Genomic DNA, 22,386 nt, shown 5'->3' on the forward strand with positions numbered 1-22,386 from the left:
GGCAGGGCCCTGAACCCGTGTGCCCTGACCGTCCTCGCGCGGGAGCGGGTGAGCCCCGTCCTCCTGCAGAACTCCGCGAGGTTGCATGCCTGCGGGTCGAACCCGTCGCCCTCCTCCGCGGCCATCTACCGGAGCGCCGCGTCTATAATCTCCTGTAGGTCATCGTGTCTCTCGTTCACCTCAATGGTCCTCCTAACGCCGGCGTGTTGGCACCACCAGCGTAGTGGCGGCGGGGAGGCACGGTGGCCATTATTCGGTGACCGGGATTGGTCAAAATAGTTTGACTATTAGCGGCTAAAATCGCCCGGCGCTAACAGCGCCACCGGCGCGTGGACCGCGCCCTCGTTGCCGCCGTCGCCGAGATGTACGCCACCGGCACGAGCACCCGCAAGGTGCAGAGGGTAGCCGAGAAGATAGGCGTCTCCAGGCTCTCGAAGGACCAGGTGAGCGCCATCGCCTCGAGCCTGGACCAGGCATCGAGGATCTGTACGGAAGGCCGCTCGAGGGCTCGCCAGTGCCCTACGTCTGGCTCGACGCGACCTACGTCAAGGAGCCCACTCTTCTTCGAGATTGTTTTCCGCAAGATAGCCAAAGCAATATCATTCCAAAGGCGTATTTAAAACCCAGCCCCACTGGGGCGTAGCGGTAGTGTGGTAGTAGTTCAGCCATCAGGCCAGTGATATCGTCCTAATAAATTTAACGGGTTAAAGGGCTAGCAAAAACCGATACATCATCTGCATTATGCATTACAAAATGATGCGTAACTACACACCACATCGAAATTAACCCAAATGGCTCGATAATGGAATTACGCTCTTTTGTAATGGAGTCCTCCGGCTGATTCTATTATCTGTTCTACATTATTAATACAAAACTATTCGACCACGACTTAACAGCTGAAACAACATTGCAGCCGGAGCAGGGATATCGCCTCCATTGACAAGCAAATGGCAACCCGCGATGAGAATCATCGGATTTGGTACCGATCCAGACCTCAGCAAAGGGTATAAGCAACGTTTGTATAAGGCAGATTTCCACTTTCCTCAACTAGCAACATTGAAGAACTAAAAGTAAACTGAATCAAATAATTGTATCAAGCTCAGTCATAATAATCCAACCGATTCTCAAGCTCCTTTTCGAGCAAGGCAATCCTTTGTGTAAGGCTTTTGATTGCCAAAACATGACGGCTCACCGCAACGCTAAGGGATAGAGAGATTGCAAGCAACAGCACAATTGCACCCAGGAAGAGGAAATTGGCCGGGTTAACAAACCCAATAGCCGTGGAGCAATAAAAAATAAGCTGAGGGAATAAATCACAAAGCAAGGCCGCCATGCACATTAAAATCCAAAGCAAAGAATACTTAAGAAGCATCTTTCCTTTGGATACGAGTCGAAGAACATAAACGAGGAACCCACCAAAAAAGATGGCTGCCCCAATCCTTAGAAAAAAATTCATTATTGGTCTCCCCTATGGATCCAACACACAAGGACAATAGCAAGCGTAACTTTAATCATGTAGTAGACGGAAGAGAGAACCCCAATGGATGAACGCCCGCCCTGGCGCTCATTCATCTTTACAGGTGCCTCCATAACGGGGAGACCAAGCTTCATAGCCAAAGCTATCGATTCCGGCTCCGGATAATCATCAGGATAGCTCTTGCAGAATAAGTCGATGGCGTCTTTATTGCAGGCTCTAAAGCCAGAAGTGGGATCGGTGACCGCCTTACCTGTAAGCAACTTAAGCAAAAAAGAGAGCCACCTGATTCCAACACGACGCATAAAGGTTGATTGGAAACCGTCGGTCTCGACCAAGAATCGAGAGCCTATCGCCAGACTCGCCCCACCCTCAATCAGCTTAACAAGCTCAGGTATATAAGAAGGATCATGTTGGCCATCGCCGTCAACCTGAATGTCAATATCATAGCCAAATCTCTGAGCATACTTATGCCCCGCCTGGACCGCCCCACCGATACCAAGGTTCTGTGGGAGATCCAATATGTTGACATCATGCTCTCGACAAAGCCTAAGTGTCCCATCCTGTGAGCCGTCGTTAATTACGACATAGTCATATCCAGCAGCCTTAATAGAAGCAACGGTATTGAGAATGCATTCCTGCTCGTTATAAGCGGGAATAATTACCAGAACACGCGGATATCCTTTTGAATCTTTTGTTAAAGCAAATGACAATCGAGTTTCATCCATTCCAAATAATAGTTGGCCCTTAGCGACGCTCGAAGAAAATGCGGCCCTTACAGTCCAACGCACTGTCTAGTAATGAATAAAGTTTACAGCATCCGGACTAACCATCGCGAAGTTACATCTCAAGCTTGGATATTTAGTTTGCACGGCTGGCATACAGCTGACGTTCACCTGGAGCCCCCATCTGCCATCGCGAGATACAAATCCGCTGCGGCTCTCGCCCAATTGCGCGGTGCATAAGACTTCGACGCCATTCTAATCGGACAAAACTGCTCCAACTATCCCCCCCATCCCAACGATAGCCTTAATCTTTGGCACTAGCTTAAGGAAACGCGGTCTGGGTTGATACAGGCGAGGCCAACATGCAGCAGCGACGCGACGCCGGACGCTAGCAATAAATAGGCGCCGAGACCCATGTCGGCCCCAAAGCCAGGCGCAATAACAGCGGCGTGCTTCTTGATATTCAGCGGTGCTCAAGCGAGCAAATATTCATGAAATAGGAGGAATCGACAATACCAAAATCGGCACTTATATCCAACTTCACGCAAAAGCCGAACAAAAGCCCTTGATTATCAACTTCATCCGAACATAAGCCAGCCAAGTATCACTTAGCAAATACAAAACGCCTTCTCGACATCCATAGCAGTGGCATCCCAGTTATATCGATTTTCAACAAGCGCCCTAGAGTTTCGAGACTGAAGAGAAAGCAGCTTTCGATCATCAAAAAGCCTGCATAATGCCGAAACCACCTCATCAGATGCCATGGACCGAATTATTGTGCCGTAGCTATCATCTAAGATAAGCTCGCGTGCCCCGCCCACGTCTGTTACCACTGCAGGCGTTCCGCAGGCTGAAGCTTCAAGAAGTACCGTTGAAAAGCCTTCGGAACGAGTTGGAAGACAAAGCACATCTGCTTGCTGAAGTAAGGAGGAAATATCCTCTGTGTTACATCTCCCAAGCCAAAACAAGTTAGACGAACAAGCTTCCTTGACCTCATTAGCCAGCGGACCATCCCCTGCAAGAACAAAACAAATATCACGCTTGGTAATATCTTTTGTGCGAGCCGCCTCAATAATTGAATAAATTCCCTTTTCAGGAATAAGCCGCCCGACAAAAGCTACAACCAAAGATGACTGAGGGATACCTAATTCAGATCGGAAATCTCTCCCCGAAGAAATACTCCTATAGAATGAGGCATTGATTGAGTTTGAAATTACGCCTTTTGCAGTGATATTAAAGTGCTGAAGCCATTCAACACTTTTAGAAGAAATCCCATAGAAATCAGGTTCAAACGACTTTACGCGATCAGTAATCCAATCTTCATATCGGCGAACAAAATAATCAAGAAATGGCTGATTGAAAGAGAGATACGCTGAGCCGTGGTCGAGAACAACAGCCTTAGCACTATGATCCGCAGCAAACTTCAGCCCTTCGAGCGAGAGAGGGAAAAGTCTCGTGTTTATCAGAACACCATTCCACTCATAATCATCAAGGGTTTGCAGGAGTCGGTAATAATCACTGGTTTTTTTGGGAAGAGGAAGTCTTCCATCAAGTAACGGAATGCAAGGAAGACGAATTACCTCCAGGCCGTTTTCGACTGAATGACCGACTCCCACGCGCATCGAATCATTAGTAACGATAACCACCCTATCGCCGCGTGCAGTCAAGGCGTGAGCGAGACCATCGACAAAATTACCAATTCCACTAAGTTGCGGGTGATAATGGTGAGTGAAAATACAAATAGAGGAGCTCATCACATAACCTCATCTGATATAGATGTCATATCCTTAATTCTGTGCCGTCCAGACTTCCCCATCTCCAAAGTCGAGCAAGAGCGGAAGATGGGTATGTCGATTATCCGGTGACGGTATTTTTTTCCAATCGCCATACATCGTTGTAAGATATTTATCCGTCATACGAGGAACAGGGAATTCACTGCCTTCGAAAACCGCACTGCTCAGAGGGAAAATCTCTGAAATAGGCACTGGCGCCATATTCGGCCAGCTTAACGTCAGACAGTAATCAGAGACCTCACCCGTATTTGAGTCGGCAATACAGGAATCGAACAAATCCTGGTAAGAGCATGCGCCTCGAGAAACCAGTTGTTCCACCACGTGCATAGCAGAACAACCAATTTGCTCGAGTTGACCAAGGAACCCTTTATGAGGGACAACAATGGAAGAAGAATGATATAAATAGGCTCTTTTCTGTGCAATTGATGCAGTTCGGACTTGCTTTGCACGAAGGCGTTTATCTGTATAGAGCTGGTCATATGGAAAGATGTCGACAAAAATGCCCATCGAACTGGAAGCCTCTCGAGCCTCTTGATTCTCGAAGCGAGTTCCATCGCGATACACCTTAGCAAACATCGCAGCATAGCCAGTAGTATTCCGCGATGTATGGAGCGAATATCCTTCCGGTAACCCACCCTCGGCTAAAGAGCAAAAGCGGTCATAATCTGAACGCATCATTCCGATATCTATATCATCATCCCAAGGGATAAACCCCCTATGACGCATTGCTCCTAAACATGTTCCACCGTCAAGCCACCACCTGATGCCGTGCTTAGAGCAGAATGCGGCGACAACCTGAAGGATATCCAATTCAGTGTTTTGAAGCTTTAATAGCGCGTGAGCTTTAGACATCATCGGCCTATCTCTTTTCCCCGAACCATTGTTGCGTCTGTTTCCCCAAAACAGAAGACTGATAAATAAGGCAAATGGCATTGGATATAAGCGCCGATACAGTAGGGCCATTTAAGCCAAACAGCATTTGCGCAGGAGCCATAACAGCGACAGCACTAATTAAGGACAGCATGCTGCCAACAAATACCCCTCGGTAATTATCAAGAGAAACCAACAAATCGTTGACAAACCAAGCGATGCCAGTCAAAAAGGCACAAGCCAACATAGGCTGAAGGAGATCGGTATGTTTAGCTATTCCAGCGCCATAAAACAGTGACAGCAATAATTTACCGAAAAAGAAAAGGGCAACTGAAGATATGACACCGACAAAAAAGATGCCAGCAAGTATTTTACCTATGAGCGAAAAAAAGGACTTTTCTCTAGAATGGTAACGCTCTACTAGATAACCTAATAAAGGATTATAAATATAGGTCGCACCCATTTGGATAATTGCCACAGGTGCAGCAACTGATGCATAAATACCCAGAGCAGAATCTCCGAATGAATAAGATAAATACTGCCTGGGAATATTCGGCGCCGCAGAAGCAGCAATGCCGCCCAGAACGATGGGCAAACAGCTACATAGGAAGGCTCTGACCTTCGCTCGGCTAATTCCAAGCTTGATTGCAGAAATCCGATTTGATCTTGGATAATCGTAAATAACTCCGATGCCTATTGTCACTACCGTCATAAGCAACAGTGCACCTTCGAGGCTATTAAAAAATCCAAAGACAAGAATGAATGAAAGGAGAGAGCCGATGCCCTGCATTATGAGGGATTTCCCAATATAGTCCATCCTATGACCAGCCTGATCATTAGCATGCATGACATCAATGACTAAGCCAGCGGTTTTATAGAGAGCATACAGAAGAATAGCGGGCACCGTACCAATACGACACGTTGCAATGGAATAGACGGCTAACATTGCAAACGCTATAAAAGTAGTAAAGAAACGAAAAGTCAGGTATTCACCAGCAGAGTTTTTCCTTTCAACATCTGCAATTTGCACCGTGTACATCCTGTATTGGGCTAATTGAGAAAACATGTTGAAAATAGACATAGCCAGCGAATAAATGCCTGCAGCACTATATCCATCAGACAGCCGAACGACCAAAATGGTGATAAGCCACTGACAGCCTAAATTAGTCAACGAACCGACGGTATTCCAGAACATATTATGTTTAATCGAAAGAGTCTTCTCTGTGGCCTTCACAAATATAAGCGCCCTTCTAAACCTGTCGAAATGAGGATACGGAGCTATCTCGCAGCTTTAAGTTCTTTTAAAATCAAAATAAACAGCCAATTCGGCATAAGACGTATAATGATATCTGCTTTAGCGATAGACGGGCAAGCTCGTCGGTATTTAAGTAAACCAATTATGGAGCGCCGCTCCCTTGCTTCAGCGAACCCCAATATTTCCTTTAGATGCGGTGAATCGGGAAATCTATCGGCAAATCGCCTAGCAGTATCAACCCTGTTTTTAACTCTTGTCGAATACCAATCATCTTTTGAAGAAACACCTGCAAGGAATCCAGTTTCGTTACCACCATGTCGACGATACTTAACCAAAGGAGTCATAGTAAAGCTGCACTTCCCCAGTTCACTGCAACCCAATGTCAACCACAAGTCATGTGCAGTCGATTCCGGAAAGGGAATCATCGACTTCGCCGCACTCGCATCTAACATGAGAGCCATACCAATGCCGTAACATACGCTTGCGGCCTGTACAGTAATATCCTCTCCAGAGCACCAATTTACTTCCGGCGAATTAGGATGAGCTTTCCTATAACTCTTTACCAGAATATTTCCGTTTTCGTCAATTACCGATCTATCACAAACATCTAGAATTGAGCCTTCTTCTAGCATATGGTTGAGCGAAACTTCAACTCTATTAGGCTCCCAAATATCATCCTGATCGCAAAGTACTACGTAATCCCCTTCCGCCAAGGAGAGCAGCACCTCGAACGATTTGACATAACCGAGATTATTATCACCGTGATAATACCGATAGGCGTTTTTCGTTATATGCGCTTGGATAAACCGCTCTAATGAATCCGATTCAGGGCAGTCATTTCTAACTAGAAGCGTAAGCGGAAACGTTTGTTTATCTATCGAATCAAGTTGTTCCGCGAAAAACTTAAGATCGGGTTTATAAGCTGAGAGAAGTACGCATACGCCAATATCATTTCCCATTTCTATTTCCAAAAATCCTCCCAAATTCATTGCTTAAAGATTATCAAAGCACCCTCAGTTAAAAGAAACTCTTTTAAAAATAGAGTATTTATCCCTGTCTCTTAAAACGAGTGCCTAATATCAATAAGTAACAACCTTTGTTCCATAAGGAATGTTATCGTAAATCCATTTTGCATTCTGAATCTCAAGGCGTACGCATCCAGCAGAGGATGGAACGCCCATCGTGGGATCCATCACGCGGTTGCTGTTGACGTAGTAGGGTGAGGAATGGAATAAGTAATCACCATAGAACTGCGTGTAGTAATAGCAAGTATATCCATGCCCAAAGGAGTATCCCTTACCGTAGACTTGATACTCCCCTATCACCGTAGGCGTGCTAGCTTTTCCCGTCGAACATACATATCGACGGTTTAAGGACCAGTTATTCCAGGATCCAGTGTAAATACTCGTAACGCAACGTGACGTATCGACAAGTATCAGCCAATTTGTATTGCTTGAATAACTTTGAGCCTTAGCATCCATATAGTCTGACACCCACGCGCCGTTAGCCATAAAGAAATTCCAGGATCCGTCCACAACGCGCCAGCCAGTAGCCATAGCTCCACTAGCATCAAGCCAATACCAGGTGGCGCCCAGATTGAGCCATCCTGTCTGCATATAACCAGACGAATTCAAGTAATACCAAGATCCGTTAACGGCAACCCAACCGGTTTTCATAGCATAAGTGGACGGATCTAAATAGAACCAGGAGCCATCCTTGTACAGCCAGCCAGATCGTGCATAGCCAGCGGTCTCATCAAAAAAGTACCATTTTCCGTTAACGTTCTTCCATCCAGCGCAGGGGGAGCCATCGGTTGAATCAGCATAGAACTTACAGCCTCCAAGCATCACAAACCCGTGAGCTTCGGCCAATTCGCCATCGCCGTTTGATGTAAACAGTTTTCCATTACGCAATGCTCCACACAATGAGCAATCAGAACCAGCAAAAGCCTTAGATGGCTCATCCTGAACCGAGTCCTGGACATCTACCCATTCACGACAAGCAACAGCGCCTGAAGCTTTTGCATAATAGCTTTTCCCATTTACAGAAAAATGACCAAGAAGCATTTTACCGTCGGCGGCAGGATCGAGATAATAGTATTGACCACCGTCCTTCAGCCATTCAGTCTTTATAATGCCCGACGCTTGAGAAGGCTCAGCGTAATACCAGTCTCCATCGCTCATAAACCAGCCAAGTGACAACGCTCCCGTTGAAGAAAAATGATACCGGTTGGATCCGATGACATAAAAGCCGGTAGCCATTCTATTGTCATTTGCGACATCGAGCCAATACCAAACGCCATTCACCAAACGCCAGCCCGATGCAAGTGCGCCGGAACCGTCAGCGTAATACCAGTCCGTCCCATCAAACGCCCAACCAACAGCCATTGCGCCGGAATCCGATAAATAGTAACGAGACGAACCGACAGAAACGATTCCTCTAGACATAACACCATCATTGGCGGGATCAAGCCAATACCAGTTATTGCCAGTTTGAAGCCAGCCGGTTAAGACTTCACCATTGCTACCCCAATACCATAAACCGTTATCAAGGTACCATCCATTAATCAGTCCATAGGTTCCAAGAAGATAAGGGTGCCCATCAATAACACGTCGACCAGTAGCCATAGAACAGCTGTTAAGGGAGTCAAACCAGTACCATTGGTCTCCAATAAACTGCCAGCCACTTACCAAAGCGCCTGACGGACCCGCGTAATACCACTTATTTTCAGTAAAAATCCAGCCGCAGCTCATTGCGCCGTCACGAGCGGGGTCCAAGTAGTACAGCAAGTCGTCAATATTCTGAATTCCGGTCAAACGACAGCCATCTAGATAGTAATACCAGGACAAACCGTTCCATTGCCATCCAGATAGTTGTTCTGTAGTCGACGGGTCATGGCTTTCGACAACCTGTAGGCTCGAATCTTCCGTTGTTTTGCCGGCACAATCGCTGGAGTCTTGAGAGCAACCGCCACCGACCAATGCTCCCGGCCCTCCTGTCGAGTCACGCTCTACGACACCGTTATCCGCCCCCTCTTCCACGGCATAAGCAGTGCAAGAAAATGCGGGGTCTGTAACTGAAAGTAAGGCGGAAAATAGCATCAAGCCAATTACTCGCCAGCAAATTCGATGATCAATCCGAGCATTCATTTCAAGCCCCCAACCGGTACCGACTGTCTTGCAGGGAATCTATTAAATAAACGGACGAGCTGCGCCGATTACATTTCCCCTTGCGCTAATAGGATGAATTCCGACACCTTGATGAGGCCAGGAATCAATCATCAAGCCGCCGCCAAGTGCAATTGCAATATGACCGCGGTAATAAATCACATCGCCGCGTTGAATCGAGCTCGTGCTCACGGGCATAAAGATATTGCTTCGATACCAATTCATGGAATTGTAGGTTTGGCTTGGATCCCAGCGATGGTTATAAGGGTTGTAAACACCCATATCCATGCCAGTAGCATAAAGGCACTGCAAGACAAAACCAGAGCAATCAACAGCTCCACCGGGAGCGGTAGACCAAGGCTCAATATATTGCGTACCGATATACTCATAGGCGCGCTGGATAAAGGCGTTCACGCAATCTTCCCGCGTTGCTTCGACAGAAATGCGAGAAGGGGTCACATAGGTAAAGTATCCGGTGCAATAGCTAGGCAGCTGAACAGTCCAAGAACTGACCTGAGGATACTGGGATGGATTTTGCCAGCCAACTTTGTCGCACTGGCCATCGCTCCAGAAAATTCGGCGAACACCGTCGATGGTCCTTGCGCCCGTTGCCATAGCGCCGCTGCCGTCTAACCAATACCACTTACCCGAATCTTTAAGCCAGCCAACATGCATGCTTCCATTGGACTCAAGGTAATACCATGTTCCATTCAGGCATTTCCAACCAGTTACCATTTTTCCGTCAGCGTTTAGGTAATACCATGAACCACCAGTAAAAACCCATCCGGTCTTCATCACGCCAGAATTGGCATCAAGCCAATACCAATCGCCGTCAATCTGCAGCCATCCAAGATGAATGGCACCCGTTCCGGGCTCAGCGTAAAACCTTAGATTTGCGACATTAACCCAGCCGGACGCAACCTGCCAACCATCAGCTCCAGCGGTTTTTAGAATAGCGCCGTTTTCGCGAATCACATCCTTGCAAAGATATCCATTATCATCGGCATATCTTTCAACGCCATCATTAACGGTAACCCAGCTTGAAACCACGAGCCTACCGCTCTGGTTTGCAAAACAATCGTTGCCGCTCACCTCAAATAAGCCCGTTTTCATTAGATGGCTAACAGGGTCCAGGTAATACCAGCTAGCGCCTTCTTTATACCAGTCAGAAATAAGCGCACCAGATTGAGAGGCTAGATACCAGCCGTTCTCGGACTGAGCCCAGCCAACAGCCATAACCCCATTGGGGTTCAAATAATATGCTGCATTGCCAAGGTCTAAATACCCAACGGACATCTTACCATCGGAGGCTGGGTCGAGATAATACCAAGCGCCGTTAACGAGTTTCCAGCCAGTGGCCGCAATACCGTTAGAGCAGTAATACCAATCTGCTCCGTCTTTGTACCATCCATTTGCGAGGCCATAGTCACCAAAAATGTAGGTTCTTCCATCAATCTTTTGACGACCCTTAAACATGATGAACGTCTGTGGGTCAAAATAATAGCGAGCCCCACCTATCGTTTGCCATGACGAAGCAAGGGCACCCGATGAATAAGCCCAGTACCAATTCCCGTCAACGAGAATCCAGCCGGTTTTCATAGCACCAGTGGCATCTAAATAGTATTTCCCGCTCCCGAGGTCGACAAAACCAACCTGCATTATATGGGTGGCAGGATCCAGGTAATACCATGTGCCGTCTTGATAAAACCAACCAGCAGCTAAATCGCCTCCAGCATTGGCATAAAACCAATTTCCATCTGAGTTACGTAGCCAGCAGTTCTGATATAGCGCGCCAAAAGGCGTTGCGGCATTGCCGTCATTCGCATAAAACGAAGCAGTCGATCCGCCAGCATCGGTCACATTGAAATAACCTGTCTGCATTGCACCATCATTGGCTGGATCAAGCCAATACCAATAGCCCCCGCTTTGCAGCCAGCCAGTTTGGTGTTTACCGTTTTTTCCGTAATACCAAACTCCAGACGACTCGTCTCGTTGCCAGCCATCTTTTATGACGGAAGAATTATCAGGTTGCAAATCATCGGAAACCACAGAAGAAAAATCCGCTTTTGACTCAATACTCTGAGCCTCAACGGAATCCTGTGCAAGCGCGACATTCGCACTCAGGGGCAAGCAGCAAGCAGTGATTAATGACGCAGCAGCACAAACAAGCGTGGCCTTCTTTTCGAATCGATACATAAGCGACCCTCCCAGATATCTCATTTATTTATTTTAATCCACATTCCAGGATTGATTTTCGTTACTGTCTGTTCAGTCTATGTAGATAAATATATTAAATTGAACATAACGTTCAATCATTCTATTCTTTCCCTAAGCAATGAACATCTTAATTGGAGGCCTGCAGTGGAACTGACCAAGCGTAACTTTACTGTTCTGTACGAATACCTAAAGAACCCATATGCCAGCCAGCGAGAAGTTGCCGAGCGCACTGGCCTCTCACTTGGATCGGTAAACGCAGCAAATAAAGAGCTTACGAATGAAGGCCTTCTCGAATCGGACAGCCTAACCGACAACGGTTACGAAGCACTTCACCCCTATAAGGTTGAAAACGCAGTGATATTGGCTGCGGGGCTTTCGAGCCGCTTTGCTCCCATTTCGTATGAAAAGCCCAAAGGCCTTTTAAAGGTACGTGGTGAGATTCTCATCGAACGTCAGATTAGGCAGCTGCAAGACGCAGGTATCAGCAATATCACCGTCGTTGTCGGCTATAAAAAAGAGTATTTCTTCTATCTCGAAAGCAAGTTCGGCGTTTCGATTGTCGTCAACAACGAATATGCATCCAAAAATAACCACGCATCGCTTATGTGCGTAAAAGAGCGGCTTGGCAACACCTATATTTGTTCAAGCGATGATTACCTTCTAAACAATCCGTTTGAAGCATACGTTTGGAAAGCATTTTATTCTGCTCAATATGCTGAAGGCGCCACCAAAGAATGGTGCATTCAAACCGGAGCAATGGACAGAATCACCAATGTTACGATTGGCGGTTCCGATGCTTGGTATATGCTCGGACATGTCTACTTTGATAAAGCCTTCTCGCTTGCATTTAAGCAGATTCTCGAAACGGAATATAACAAGCCCGAAACAACGGACAAGCTTTGGGAAGATCTATATATCGAGCACATCAAGGAGCTCGATATGGTGATCAAAAAGTATCCTGAGGGCGAGATCAACGAATTCGATTCTCTTGATGAACTGCGTGCCTTTGATCCGCATTTTATCGAAAACGTTGACTCCGATATTTTCGATAACATCGAGCAAGTGCTCGGCTGCTCCAAATCAGAGATTCACGACGTTTATCCCCTTAAACAAGGTCTTACGAATCTATCGTGCCACTTTAGAACCAATGACGGAGAGTACGTTTACCGCCATCCGGGAGTCGGGACCGAACTGCTTATTAACAGAAATGGAGAAGTAGCCGCACTTAAAAAGGCCAAGGAACTCGGCCTTGACGACACGTTCATTCATGAGGACCCAAAGCGCGGTTGGAAAATTTCGAAGTTTGTACCCAACGCAAAGCAGCCTGATCCGCATGATGATGCCCAAATGAATCGAATGATGCAGATGTGTCGTTCGCTTCACGAGAGCGGTGCAAATGTCGAAACCGAATTTGACTTCTACCTCGAAGCGAAGCGCTACGAATCACTTCTTCTGGAAAAAGGCCCTATCGACATTCCAGGCTACAGGGAAATGGCCGCCGAAATCGATGAATTGGAGCACTTTGTCCAGGCCGACAATGCGCCAAAATGCCTTTGTCACAATGACTTCTTTTACCTCAATTTCCTTATCGATGAAAACGACAAGTACTATCTCATTGACTGGGAATATGCTGGCATGAGCGATTATGCAAACGATTTTGGAACGTGCAGTGTCTGCTGCGAGCTTTCCGAAGATGAAGTCGACCGCGCGCTTGATGCATATTTTGGGCGCAAGGCAACAAACAACGAAGTTGCACATAACTATGCGCACATTGCCCTTGCAGGATGGTGCTGGTACCTCTGGTCTCTTCTGAAAGAAGCCGAAGGCGACTTCGTAGGCGAATGGCTCTATATCTACTTCAATTACAGTGCCAAATACCTTAAAAAGGCACTGGAGATCTATCGAAAAGGTGAGTAACGATGCAATTCGGCTTTTTTAGCGGTCTTCTTTGGGGCCTTGATACAGTAATACTTGGAATCGGGTTGGCGCTCGCGCCCTATATTGGATCGGCGGAAGCGCTTGCATGTGCCTCCATTGCGGGATCTTTTCTCCATGATGCCTTCTGTGCGATCTGGCTCTTTGGGTACATGGGAGTTCGAGGCAGATTAAAAGACACGCTCGCTGCACTTAAAACTCGTTCGGGCAAGGTCGTCATCGCCGGCGCACTGCTCGGTGGACCTATCGGAATGACCGGATACGTATTGGCGATTAATAATATCGGAGCAGCCTACACGGCAATTATATCCGCCTTCTATCCCGCTGTCGGAGCATTCCTTTCTTTCGTGCTGCTGAAGGAGAAAATGGGCAAAGGACAGATTCTTTCCCTTCTCGTTGCTCTTTGCGGCGTAATGACGATGGGCTATCTATCGGCCGGATCGAGCGAGATTGCAAATGCCCCCCTCGGCTTACTCGGCGCGGTGCTTGCTGTTATCGGATGGGGATCCGAAGCGGTGCTGTGCGCATGGGGAATGAAAGATGATGCCGTTGATGACGAAACGGCTTTGCAAATCCGCGAAACTACAAGTGCGCTTGTTTATGGAGTGCTTGTACTCCCCCTCTTCGGAGCATGGCATTTCACGCTGGGTGCCATCCCGAGCATGCCTACATTGATTATTGCACTCGCCGGACTCGCAGGAACTGCATCCTATCTGTTCTATTACAAGGGGATTGCGGCAATCGGAGCAGCGCGTGCGATGGCTCTGAATATCTCCTATTCGGCATGGTCGGTGGTCTTTGGCCTGATCTTGCTTGGAACAATTCCCGATATGGCATCCGTAATCTGCTGCGTTGTAATTGTATGCGGAACAGTTTTGGCAGCTAGTAACTGGGACGAACTATTTGGACGTAATAAGACGGCGTAGCTTGATTAACAATATAGTAAAAGGGGAGAGCTCGACGAGCTCTCCCCTTTTAGCATCATGGCTATTCAATTACCACAGCCTGGCTATCCATCTGTTGCCACGTGCCGAAGAACACCTGGGCATTTCGCGTAACATTGCCGTTAATCGAATCCGAAAGATAGACAATTCCCTGCTCGTCATCATAGCCTTTAAGGACTACGGCATGATTACCGCCCCACAGACCATAGGAATGCCCGTTATACCAACGAGCAGCATAACGGCCTCCTGGCCAACTTCCCCATTCGGTATTCCACATCTCAACAGGTTGTCCACAGGTCAGTCTGTTCTTAATGGAAGAAATTGACGAGAAAGAAACGTCTTTTGCCTGCATGATACTTCCCGCAGCGCGCAGAAAGTTATTACCAGCAATAGTAATCGCAGGGGCGACGCATCCCATGAGACCCCCGCTGCTACGCCTTGGGTTGCCATCAAAGGCGGTAACAAAGTTGCCGTTGCTTCCCTTGGGCAAGTAATAATCCGCAATAATCGTCTTACCTAAACCGAAACCATAGTAGTTAAGCAAGTTTGTAAGGGCAACCGACTCACAGCCAGTAGGAAGTTCCGGGTACTGCAAATAGCACGGGACATCGACCCAAGCGCCAACCATTGCGCCGGATGAACTGAACTTGTAGTCAGTAGAGCCGATCCAATACCAACCGTTGCTCAACATTACTCCCCCACGTGCGGCATCAAGGTAATACCATGTGCCCCCAAGGGAAAGCCATCCCGTTTTCATCGCGCCAGAAGCGGAATCCAGCCAGTACCAGTTGCTGCCATCGTTAAGCCAGCCGGTCGCCATTCGACCATCCGGGTTAAAGTAATACCAAGACCCAGCAATTTGCTGCCACCCAGTCAGAATTACTCCACTAGCAGAACAATAATATCGAGCACCCTGACTCTCAATCCAACCAGTTCTGGCATTACCGTCGTCGTCAATCAGCTGGATTCCCGAATCGGTCATGATGCCTTTAAGGTCAATTGCGCCGCTGGATGACGAATGATACATCCAAGACCCATCACCGTTTGACCAGCAATTAGCCATCATCTTGCCGGTACTATTAAATATGTATTCACATGATCCGATAGTTTGAACGCCCGTGGCCATGGCGTGCGTCGAGGGATCGAGCCAGTACCACGCACCGTTTAGGTTGAGCCAGCCGGAGGCGAGGGCGCCGGAGCCAGTCGCGTAGTACCAGGTCCCGCCGTCGAGGACCCATCCGGTCGCCATCGCGCCGGAGGCGCTGAACCAGTACGCTGAGCCGTTGCACGCGTGGAGGCCCGTCGCCATGGCGCCGCCCGCGTCGGGGTCGAGCCAGTACCAGGAACCGCCGGTGTAAAGCCAGCCGGTCGAGGCGATACCGTCAGCGAACCAGTACCAGGAGCCGTCGACGAGGCCCCAGCCGTTAAGGGGGCCGCAGCTGCCGAAGTAGCGGCGGACGCCCTGCGCATCAGTCTGGTAACCCGTCAGCATGGCCCCCGTCCGGGCGTCGAAGCAGTAGGGCACGCCGCCGACGGATACGGGGCCGCGCGCCAGCGCGCCGGAGCCCGTCGCGTAGTACCAGGTCCCGCCGTCGAGCACCCAACCGGTCGCCATCGCGCCGGACGAATTAAACCAGTACAGGGAGCCGTTGCACTCGTGAAAGCCCGTCGCCATGGCGTGCGTCGAGGGATCGAGCCAGTACCACGCACCGTTTAGGTTGAGCCAGCCGGAGGCCAGCGCGCCTGAGCCCGTCGCGTAGTACCAGGTCCCGCCGTCGAGCACCCATCCGGTCGCCATCGCGCCGGAGCCATTGAACCAGTATGCGGAGCCATTGCACTCATGGAGCCCGATGGCCATGGCGTGCGTCGAGGGATCGAGCCAGTACCAGGCCCCATTGGTATAGAGCCAGCCAGAATGCAACGAGACCGGATTGACTGAATCCACATAGAACCAGTTGCCGTCAAACGAATTCCAACCCAGATTCCATTTAACGGATTCTTGAGCAGGACCATCATCGATTGAATCGGAAGGAGAAAGAGTCGAGGGGACGGATTGCCTCTCAATATCAGTAGGGATAGAGGAGCTTATGGGTTCTGCGTTCGCGATATCAACCACACCGGGCCCAGCGAGCAGTAGGGTTGAAAGAATGATTAGGATTAATGTTATTCGCTTTTTCCTTGCCATGTGCAGCCCCCAGTAGTAACCAATTTTTACATAAACATAGTCTACAAATGGATGGCTAAGAGCAATATGTAATTAGAAAAAAGCAATTAAAGAAGAGCTGCTAGCCAAGCCATACACCATTGCTAGCAAAAGAGTATTGCACCCCATCGATTTCTTGAACACCCGTAGTCATTGCGTGCGTCGTGGGGTCAAGCCAGTACCAGGCGCCGCCGACGTATGCCCAGCCGGAGGCCAGCACGCCTGATCCCGTCGCGTAGTACCAGGTGCCGCCGTCGAGGACCCAACCGGTCGCCATCGCGCCGGAGGCGTTGAACCAGTACGCGGAGCCGTTGCACTCGTGGAGCCCAGTGGCCATGGCGTGCGTCGAGGGATCGAGCCAGTACCACGCACCGTTTAGGTTGAGCCAGCCGGAGGCGAGGGCGCCGGAGCCAGTCGCGTAGTACCAGGTCCCGCCGTCGAGGACCCATCCGGTCGCCATTGCGCCGGAGCTGTTGAACCAGTATGCGGAACCGTTGCACGAATGGAGGCCCGTCGCCATGGCGCCGCCCGCGTCGGGGTCGAGCCAGTACCAGGAACCGCCGGTGTAAAGCCAGCCGGTCGAGGCGATACCGTCAGCGAACCAGTACCAGGAGCCGTCGACGAGGCCCCAGCCGTTAAGGGGGCCGCAGCTGCCAAAGTAGCGGCGGACGCCCTGCGCATCAGTCTGGTAACCCGTCAGCATGGCCCCCGTCCGGGCGTCGAAGCAGTAGGGCACGCCGCCGACGGATACGGGGCCGCGCGCCAGCGCGCCGGAGCCCGTCGCGTAGTACCAGGTCCCGCCGTCGAGCACCCAACCGGTCGCCATCGCGCCGGACGAATTAAACCAGTACAGGGAGCCGTTGCACTCGTGAAAGCCCGTCGCCATGGCACCGCCCACGTCGGGCTCGAGCCAGTACCACGTGCCACTCTGAAACAACCATCCGGTATACGCCTTGCCGTTGGAGGCTGCATAATACCAGGTGCTGTCAATTAGTTGCCAATGATAAAGGGAGACATCAACATACGCGTAGTTCATATCAACGTTGCCGTTGATTCCAGGGACTTTTCCGTTGCTCTTATACTGCCAAAAACTGTAATTGCCGGTATAGTCACATTGCGAGTTATATTGAGCAATCCAATGATCCCAAGAGCTACTCTTAAATACAGAGTCAGTCAAAATGTTGTTAAACCAATTTAAATTTGCATAAATACCAGGCTCATATCCTGCGGCAGAAATCCTATTACAAAAAACCTGCGCCCTCAATGCAATTCCGGTTTGACGTCCATTTGCAATTATCGAGTTATCCTCAAGATCGTAATACACCGGCAATCTTGGATTATGCCCAGAAAGGCAATTGATCACCATTGATGCCTCATCGGCTGCCTGTTGATTATCAAAAGCATATGAATAGACATAGACGCCGTAGGGAATTCCGAGTCGCTCGCACTCAGAAATATTTCGATTAAATTGATAGTCAACTCGACCGCCGAAAGACGGAGCGCCAAACCCAACGCGCAGAATAGCGAAATCGATGCCAGAAGCTTTAACTGCGTCCCAATCAATACGCCCTTGGTGCTCGCTGACGTCAATGCCCTGAGCTGTAACCCCATCGGGAAGAGCGTCCATAGACAATAAAGCTATTCCGTCTTCTTCGGAAGAAGCATCATCTGAAACTAATAGTCCACCCTCATAACGCCAAGAATTCTCAACCAGAGTCTGAGCAGCCTCTGCATCCGCAGGGCATACAAACATAGAAACGGGCGCAAAGAGCATCAGCACCAACAATGCCGAAAACAACTTAAGATGTTTGTTCATGTAAACCTCGTCATTCGCTCTTGATTGCGTCTAGCTTACAGCATAGCTATGAAAGATTCCCGAACATCTAACAGGACAAGATGCCATCTAGGACAATAAATAGTTGGGCGCAATGCTGCAAAGAAAAGAAGAACTTACCGGCAGGGTTGAACCCGCAGGCTCATTGCCCCCTCCTCTTGCCCCCAAGAATACCGACTTCAAATAAACTTTCAAACCAGATGTCAAAAAGGTAGGGGGCCCAGAGAGTCCCCTACAACTCGGAATTCTAACGAATCAGTATTACTTTCGATGGGCCCAAAGCGGTCAAACCGGAGATGCGATTTCCATAACCATCACTATGCCAGAACAAATTTTCGCTCGGCGAATTGCCCCAGAAAAAGCCAATGTGGCTATCGTCCGCATATGGGTTGTAAGGATTGAAGAACACAATGTCCCCCTTACGAGCCAAACCACTACGTAACAACTCATCAATAGAGTTGAAATAAGTCACGTTCGCACACGTATCGATAGCGTAGCCGTACCAACGATAAGCGTTTACGCAGCCGCCCCTTCCGGGACCTCCACTCCAAGGGGAATGGCTCTGCTCGGCGGCAATGGGAGCTAAATTCCCGCCCGCCTTCATATATGCATGCGATACAAATCCACCACAATTCATGCCCGTATAACCGTCCCAACGCGGATCACCCTTTGGGTACATGCACGTTTCCTGGCTGAGATGCGTGTCGTAGCGTGTTCCACGGTAATAGCCGTCGTTTTCGTGGCTCATAAGCCAATTGACCAAGCTGGACCTATTGACCCCCAAAACAGAACCAGACGTATTCAACCATGCACCACTTGCATTGAAGTAATAGTCAACGCCATCGATTTTCAGCCACCCGTTAGCAAACATGGCACCCGAAGGCTGGAGCCAGTACCACGTACCGCCGTCATTAAGCCATCCAGTTTTCATCTTGAATGTGGAAGGGTCCATCCAATACCACGCACCGTTGACATATTGCCAACCAGACTTAAGGACACCATTGGAAGATGCGTAGTACCAAGTATTGCCACTTTCGTCAGAAGCGTCTTTCGACATAATCCAACCAGACGCCACGTTAACGACACCATTCGCATCCGCATAGAAAACCGCATCTCCAATATGAATCACACCTGGCAATGAAGACGAGTCAGTACGATCAGCGACTACAGGAGATCCATCAGATGAAGTAGGCAACGGCTCGCTCAGTGCTCCAGACGAATTCGCCCATGCCATACCATCGTTCAAGTTGATCCAGCACGAAGATGCCATTGCACCGGAATCATAAGAAAAATAGCGCTTGCTTCCTACCGCAAATTCACCAGTACGCATTGCGCCGGATACATCATCAAGGTAATACCAGGCGCTTCCGGACTTTATCCATCGCCCTCGTTGAATAGCTCCGTTTGATGCGGCGTAATACCAAGTACCATCAGCAAGTGCCCAGCCTGTTGCCATGGCACCTGAGCTCGTAAGGAAATAGGTGGACGAGCCCACTTGCACAAAGCCCGTGAGCATAATATGGCTTCCTGGATCCAGGTAATACCAAGAATTCCCTAGAAGTAACCAACCTCCATGCAGTAAGCCGTTGGAGTCAGCGTAATACCAGTTGTTGTCAATAAGTGCCCACTGGGAGGATAGCATGGCCCCTGAACTGTTAAAGATATAAGAGGTGCCATTGCATTCATTCAGCCCGGTGGCCATAGAACCGTCTGCAGGATCAAGCCAGTACCAACGACCCCCATCCGAGAGCCAGCCCTTTACCAGAGCGCCAGAGCCGGAAAAATAATGCCAGACAGAAGCATCAAGATGCCATCCGATAAGCATTGCACCAGAAGAAGAGAATCCATACGTGGCTCCCCCAATCTGCAGCATCGCATCGTGGACCATCTTGCCCTCATCATCCAGCCAATACCAGTTGCTGCCGTCTGAAAGCCAGCCTTTTACCATGGCGCCAGAACCGGAGAAATAACGCCAAGCAGAAGTGGAGCCCGTAGAATCTAGGTACCAGCCGACACGCATTGCGCCCGAAGAGGAGAAGGCATACGTCGCACCCCCGACTTGAACCAACCCATCCTGAGCCATTCGACCTTCGTCGTCGAACCAGTACCAGCTACCGTCTATATGTCTCCAAGAAGAAACAGCGATTGTTCCGTCGGACAAGCCCCAACGCCAAAAACCAGCCCCTTCTTCGGGTGATATCCACCCCTGATGCCAAATAATTTGATTCGAAACCTCGGAAGGGGTCTCATTATCCACCTGAGAGTTCTGCTCGACAGCGAAGGTCGATTCGCGCTGAGCATCAACGCCTGACTCGACAGAAGCAATAGCAACGTTAGATGCGGGACCTTCGTCAGTGTTATTCGAATCAAGGGCGTATAACATCGAGGGCGAACCCAAAAGGAGCCCCAAAGAAACAAGGCCCGAAAAGACCAGCACCCCGAATGACCATTTCTTCATAGCAGCACAGTATCCAATCACACAGTGGCCCCGTCACCTCAGGGCAACGGGGCCTCAATCAAAACTAGCTCAGTAATGTACTAGCCAATTTGCTGGCAGTTTTTGCACTCTCGTGAAGCGCCACGCCTCTGGGCCTCCTGGATAGAGATCTGCGAATAGCCCTTTGCGTCCTTGCCAACGGTACGGCACTTATGCGTATGGTAAACATGGCTACCGCTCTTATACCAAACTAAACCATAGCCCGGAATCCACTTGCCGTCCTCGCCGACATAGTAGGAGCCAACCCAGGTATTCGTAGCCATGGCACCGGAAGACTGGAGGTAGTAGTCGCCGACCCAGGCGTCGTGGGCCATAGCGCCGGAACCGCTAAAGTAGTACCAGGCGCCGCCGACCTGACGCCAGCCGGTAACCATCGCGCCGGAATCGTCGAACCAGTACCAAACTCCACCAACGTTAGCCCAAGAGTTAGAGGCCATAGCGCCCGAACCTCCGAGCCAATACCACGTGCCGCCATTGCTGAGCCAGCCGGTTGCCATGGCGCCCGAACCGCTCGCATAGTACCAAGAGCCGCCTGCCAAGAACCAGCCAGTGGCCATTGCACCGGAGTCGCCGAACCAGTACCAGGAGCCGCCGAGGCTGCGCCAGCTGTTAGCGACCATGGCGCCCGAACCGTCGAGGTAGTACCACGTACCGCCGATGTTGAGCCAGCCAGTGGCCATCGCACCGGAAGCGTTGGCGTAGTACCACGTCCCCGAAACGTTGATCCAGCCGGTCAGCATGACACCATACTCGTCGAAATAATACCAAGTTCCACCGATATTATGCCAACCGGTCAGCAGTTCGCCACTGGAGGTCGCATAGAACCACTTTCCATAGATGGAGTCATAGAGCCAGCCGCTATGCTGCATGCGGCCATCGGCGTTGGCACCAGGGGTGTTCAGGAAGTAGTTCTTGCCGTCAATCTGAACTCGGCCGTATGCCATATCATGGCTTTCGGGGTAGAAGTAATACTTGTCCCCACCGATAGACTGCCAGCCCGACACCGCGATCCCGTCAGCGCCAAAATAGTACCAGACAGCTTCGTATTCGTTATGCCACTGGTTCGTGACCATGGCGCCAGTTTCGGGATCGAAATAGCGAAGGTTGCCGTCCTCGCACCGAACGAGTCCAGTCTTCGGACGACCGTCGGAACACCATTCCGTAATCGGTCCACCGCCTCCGCCACCGCCAGCAATATCAGCAAATGAGGGCGCCGGGGCAACCGTCATGCAGACAGCGGCAAATGCAACAACTCCCAGCACTGTTAGTCCGCGCCATCTTTCTCGAAGGTTTTTCATACGACATCCTTTCTCCGAGATTTAAGGCTCTCTTAAGTTATTTTTAAACTATCAATTCAGTATTTCAACGGGAAATCGATAAAAGGTGTCTTTGTGACTGCAATTTAAATATGAGTCGCCGAACCCCAACCGTTACGCCAAATAGCTTCTAAGGCAAACTGAGCGCATGAGCGA

Annotated in this window: 15 protein-coding genes; 3 read left to right on the forward strand and 12 right to left on the reverse strand. The window is 49.6% G+C overall.

Going from position 1 to position 22,386, the window contains the following annotated elements:
* The first annotated feature begins 362 nt into the window (after positions 1 to 362).
* Positions 363 to 620: a transposase gene (locus AAAX36_RS06810; RefSeq protein WP_349074845.1), complete on the forward strand. Its 258-nt coding sequence runs from the start codon at positions 363 to 365 to the stop codon at positions 618 to 620.
* Between the two features lie 479 nt (positions 621 to 1,099).
* Here the strand turns inward: AAAX36_RS06810 and AAAX36_RS06815 are convergent, their stop codons facing one another.
* The 8 genes from AAAX36_RS06815 to AAAX36_RS06850 all read right to left on the reverse strand — a co-directional run bounded on the left by AAAX36_RS06815 (position 1,100) and on the right by AAAX36_RS06850 (position 11,480).
* Positions 1,100 to 1,456: a DUF2304 domain-containing protein gene (locus AAAX36_RS06815; protein ID WP_117840743.1), complete on the reverse strand. Its 357-nt coding sequence runs from the start codon at positions 1,454 to 1,456 to the stop codon at positions 1,100 to 1,102.
* Positions 1,456 to 2,202: a glycosyltransferase family 2 protein gene (locus tag AAAX36_RS06820; RefSeq protein ID WP_117840741.1), complete on the reverse strand. Its 747-nt coding sequence runs from the start codon at positions 2,200 to 2,202 to the stop codon at positions 1,456 to 1,458. Before AAAX36_RS06820 ends, AAAX36_RS06815 begins: the two co-directional genes overlap by 1 nt.
* 605 nt (positions 2,203 to 2,807) lie before the next feature.
* Complete coding sequence (locus AAAX36_RS06825; protein WP_084591857.1) at positions 2,808 to 3,953, reverse strand: glycosyltransferase family 4 protein; 1,146 nt, start codon at positions 3,951 to 3,953, stop codon at positions 2,808 to 2,810.
* A 33-nt stretch (positions 3,954 to 3,986) separates the two neighbouring features.
* Positions 3,987 to 4,847: a LicD family protein gene (locus AAAX36_RS06830; protein ID WP_158558654.1), complete on the reverse strand. Its 861-nt coding sequence runs from the start codon at positions 4,845 to 4,847 to the stop codon at positions 3,987 to 3,989.
* Positions 4,848 to 4,851: 4 nt separating this feature from the next.
* Positions 4,852 to 6,096 (reverse strand): hypothetical protein, encoded by a 1,245-nt coding sequence (locus AAAX36_RS06835; RefSeq protein ID WP_349074803.1) that lies wholly within the window; start codon positions 6,094 to 6,096, stop codon positions 4,852 to 4,854.
* A gap of 44 nt (positions 6,097 to 6,140) precedes the next feature.
* The gene (locus AAAX36_RS06840; RefSeq protein WP_349074805.1) at positions 6,141 to 7,088 is read right to left on the reverse strand and encodes a glycosyltransferase; all 948 of its coding nucleotides are present in this window, start codon (positions 7,086 to 7,088) and stop codon (positions 6,141 to 6,143) included.
* Between the two features lie 108 nt (positions 7,089 to 7,196).
* Positions 7,197 to 9,266: a L,D-transpeptidase family protein gene (locus tag AAAX36_RS06845; protein ID WP_349074807.1), complete on the reverse strand. Its 2,070-nt coding sequence runs from the start codon at positions 9,264 to 9,266 to the stop codon at positions 7,197 to 7,199.
* Between the two features lie 42 nt (positions 9,267 to 9,308).
* On the reverse strand, positions 9,309 to 11,480 hold the full coding sequence (locus tag AAAX36_RS06850; RefSeq protein ID WP_349074808.1) for an NlpC/P60 family protein: 2,172 nt from the start codon (positions 11,478 to 11,480) through the stop codon (positions 9,309 to 9,311).
* 165 nt (positions 11,481 to 11,645) lie between these two features.
* Between AAAX36_RS06850 and AAAX36_RS06855 the strand changes: the two genes are divergently transcribed.
* Entirely contained in the window at positions 11,646 to 13,418 is a 1,773-nt protein-coding gene (locus AAAX36_RS06855) for a phosphotransferase (protein WP_217495622.1), read from the forward strand.
* Between the two features lie 2 nt (positions 13,419 to 13,420).
* Positions 13,421 to 14,362: a DMT family transporter gene (locus AAAX36_RS06860; protein WP_117716690.1), complete on the forward strand. Its 942-nt coding sequence runs from the start codon at positions 13,421 to 13,423 to the stop codon at positions 14,360 to 14,362.
* Positions 14,363 to 14,423: 61 nt separating this feature from the next.
* Here AAAX36_RS06860 and AAAX36_RS06865 read toward each other — a convergent pair whose 3' ends face one another.
* From AAAX36_RS06865 to AAAX36_RS06880, 4 genes are all read right to left on the reverse strand, one after another.
* Complete coding sequence (locus tag AAAX36_RS06865; RefSeq protein WP_349074810.1) at positions 14,424 to 16,565, reverse strand: C39 family peptidase; 2,142 nt, start codon at positions 16,563 to 16,565, stop codon at positions 14,424 to 14,426.
* Between the two features lie 100 nt (positions 16,566 to 16,665).
* Complete coding sequence (locus AAAX36_RS06870; RefSeq protein ID WP_349074811.1) at positions 16,666 to 17,619, reverse strand: hypothetical protein; 954 nt, start codon at positions 17,617 to 17,619, stop codon at positions 16,666 to 16,668.
* A 1,045-nt stretch (positions 17,620 to 18,664) separates the two neighbouring features.
* Positions 18,665 to 20,875 (reverse strand): N-acetylmuramoyl-L-alanine amidase family protein, encoded by a 2,211-nt coding sequence (locus tag AAAX36_RS06875; protein WP_117786532.1) that lies wholly within the window; start codon positions 20,873 to 20,875, stop codon positions 18,665 to 18,667.
* 80 nt (positions 20,876 to 20,955) lie between these two features.
* Entirely contained in the window at positions 20,956 to 22,176 is a 1,221-nt protein-coding gene (locus AAAX36_RS06880) for a hypothetical protein (RefSeq protein ID WP_349074813.1), read from the reverse strand.
* Positions 22,177 to 22,386 lie beyond the last annotated feature (210 nt).

Origin of the sequence: Collinsella sp. CLA-ER-H10 (assembly GCF_040092475.1) — a bacterium.
Classification (GTDB): Bacteria; Actinomycetota; Coriobacteriia; order Coriobacteriales; family Coriobacteriaceae; genus Collinsella.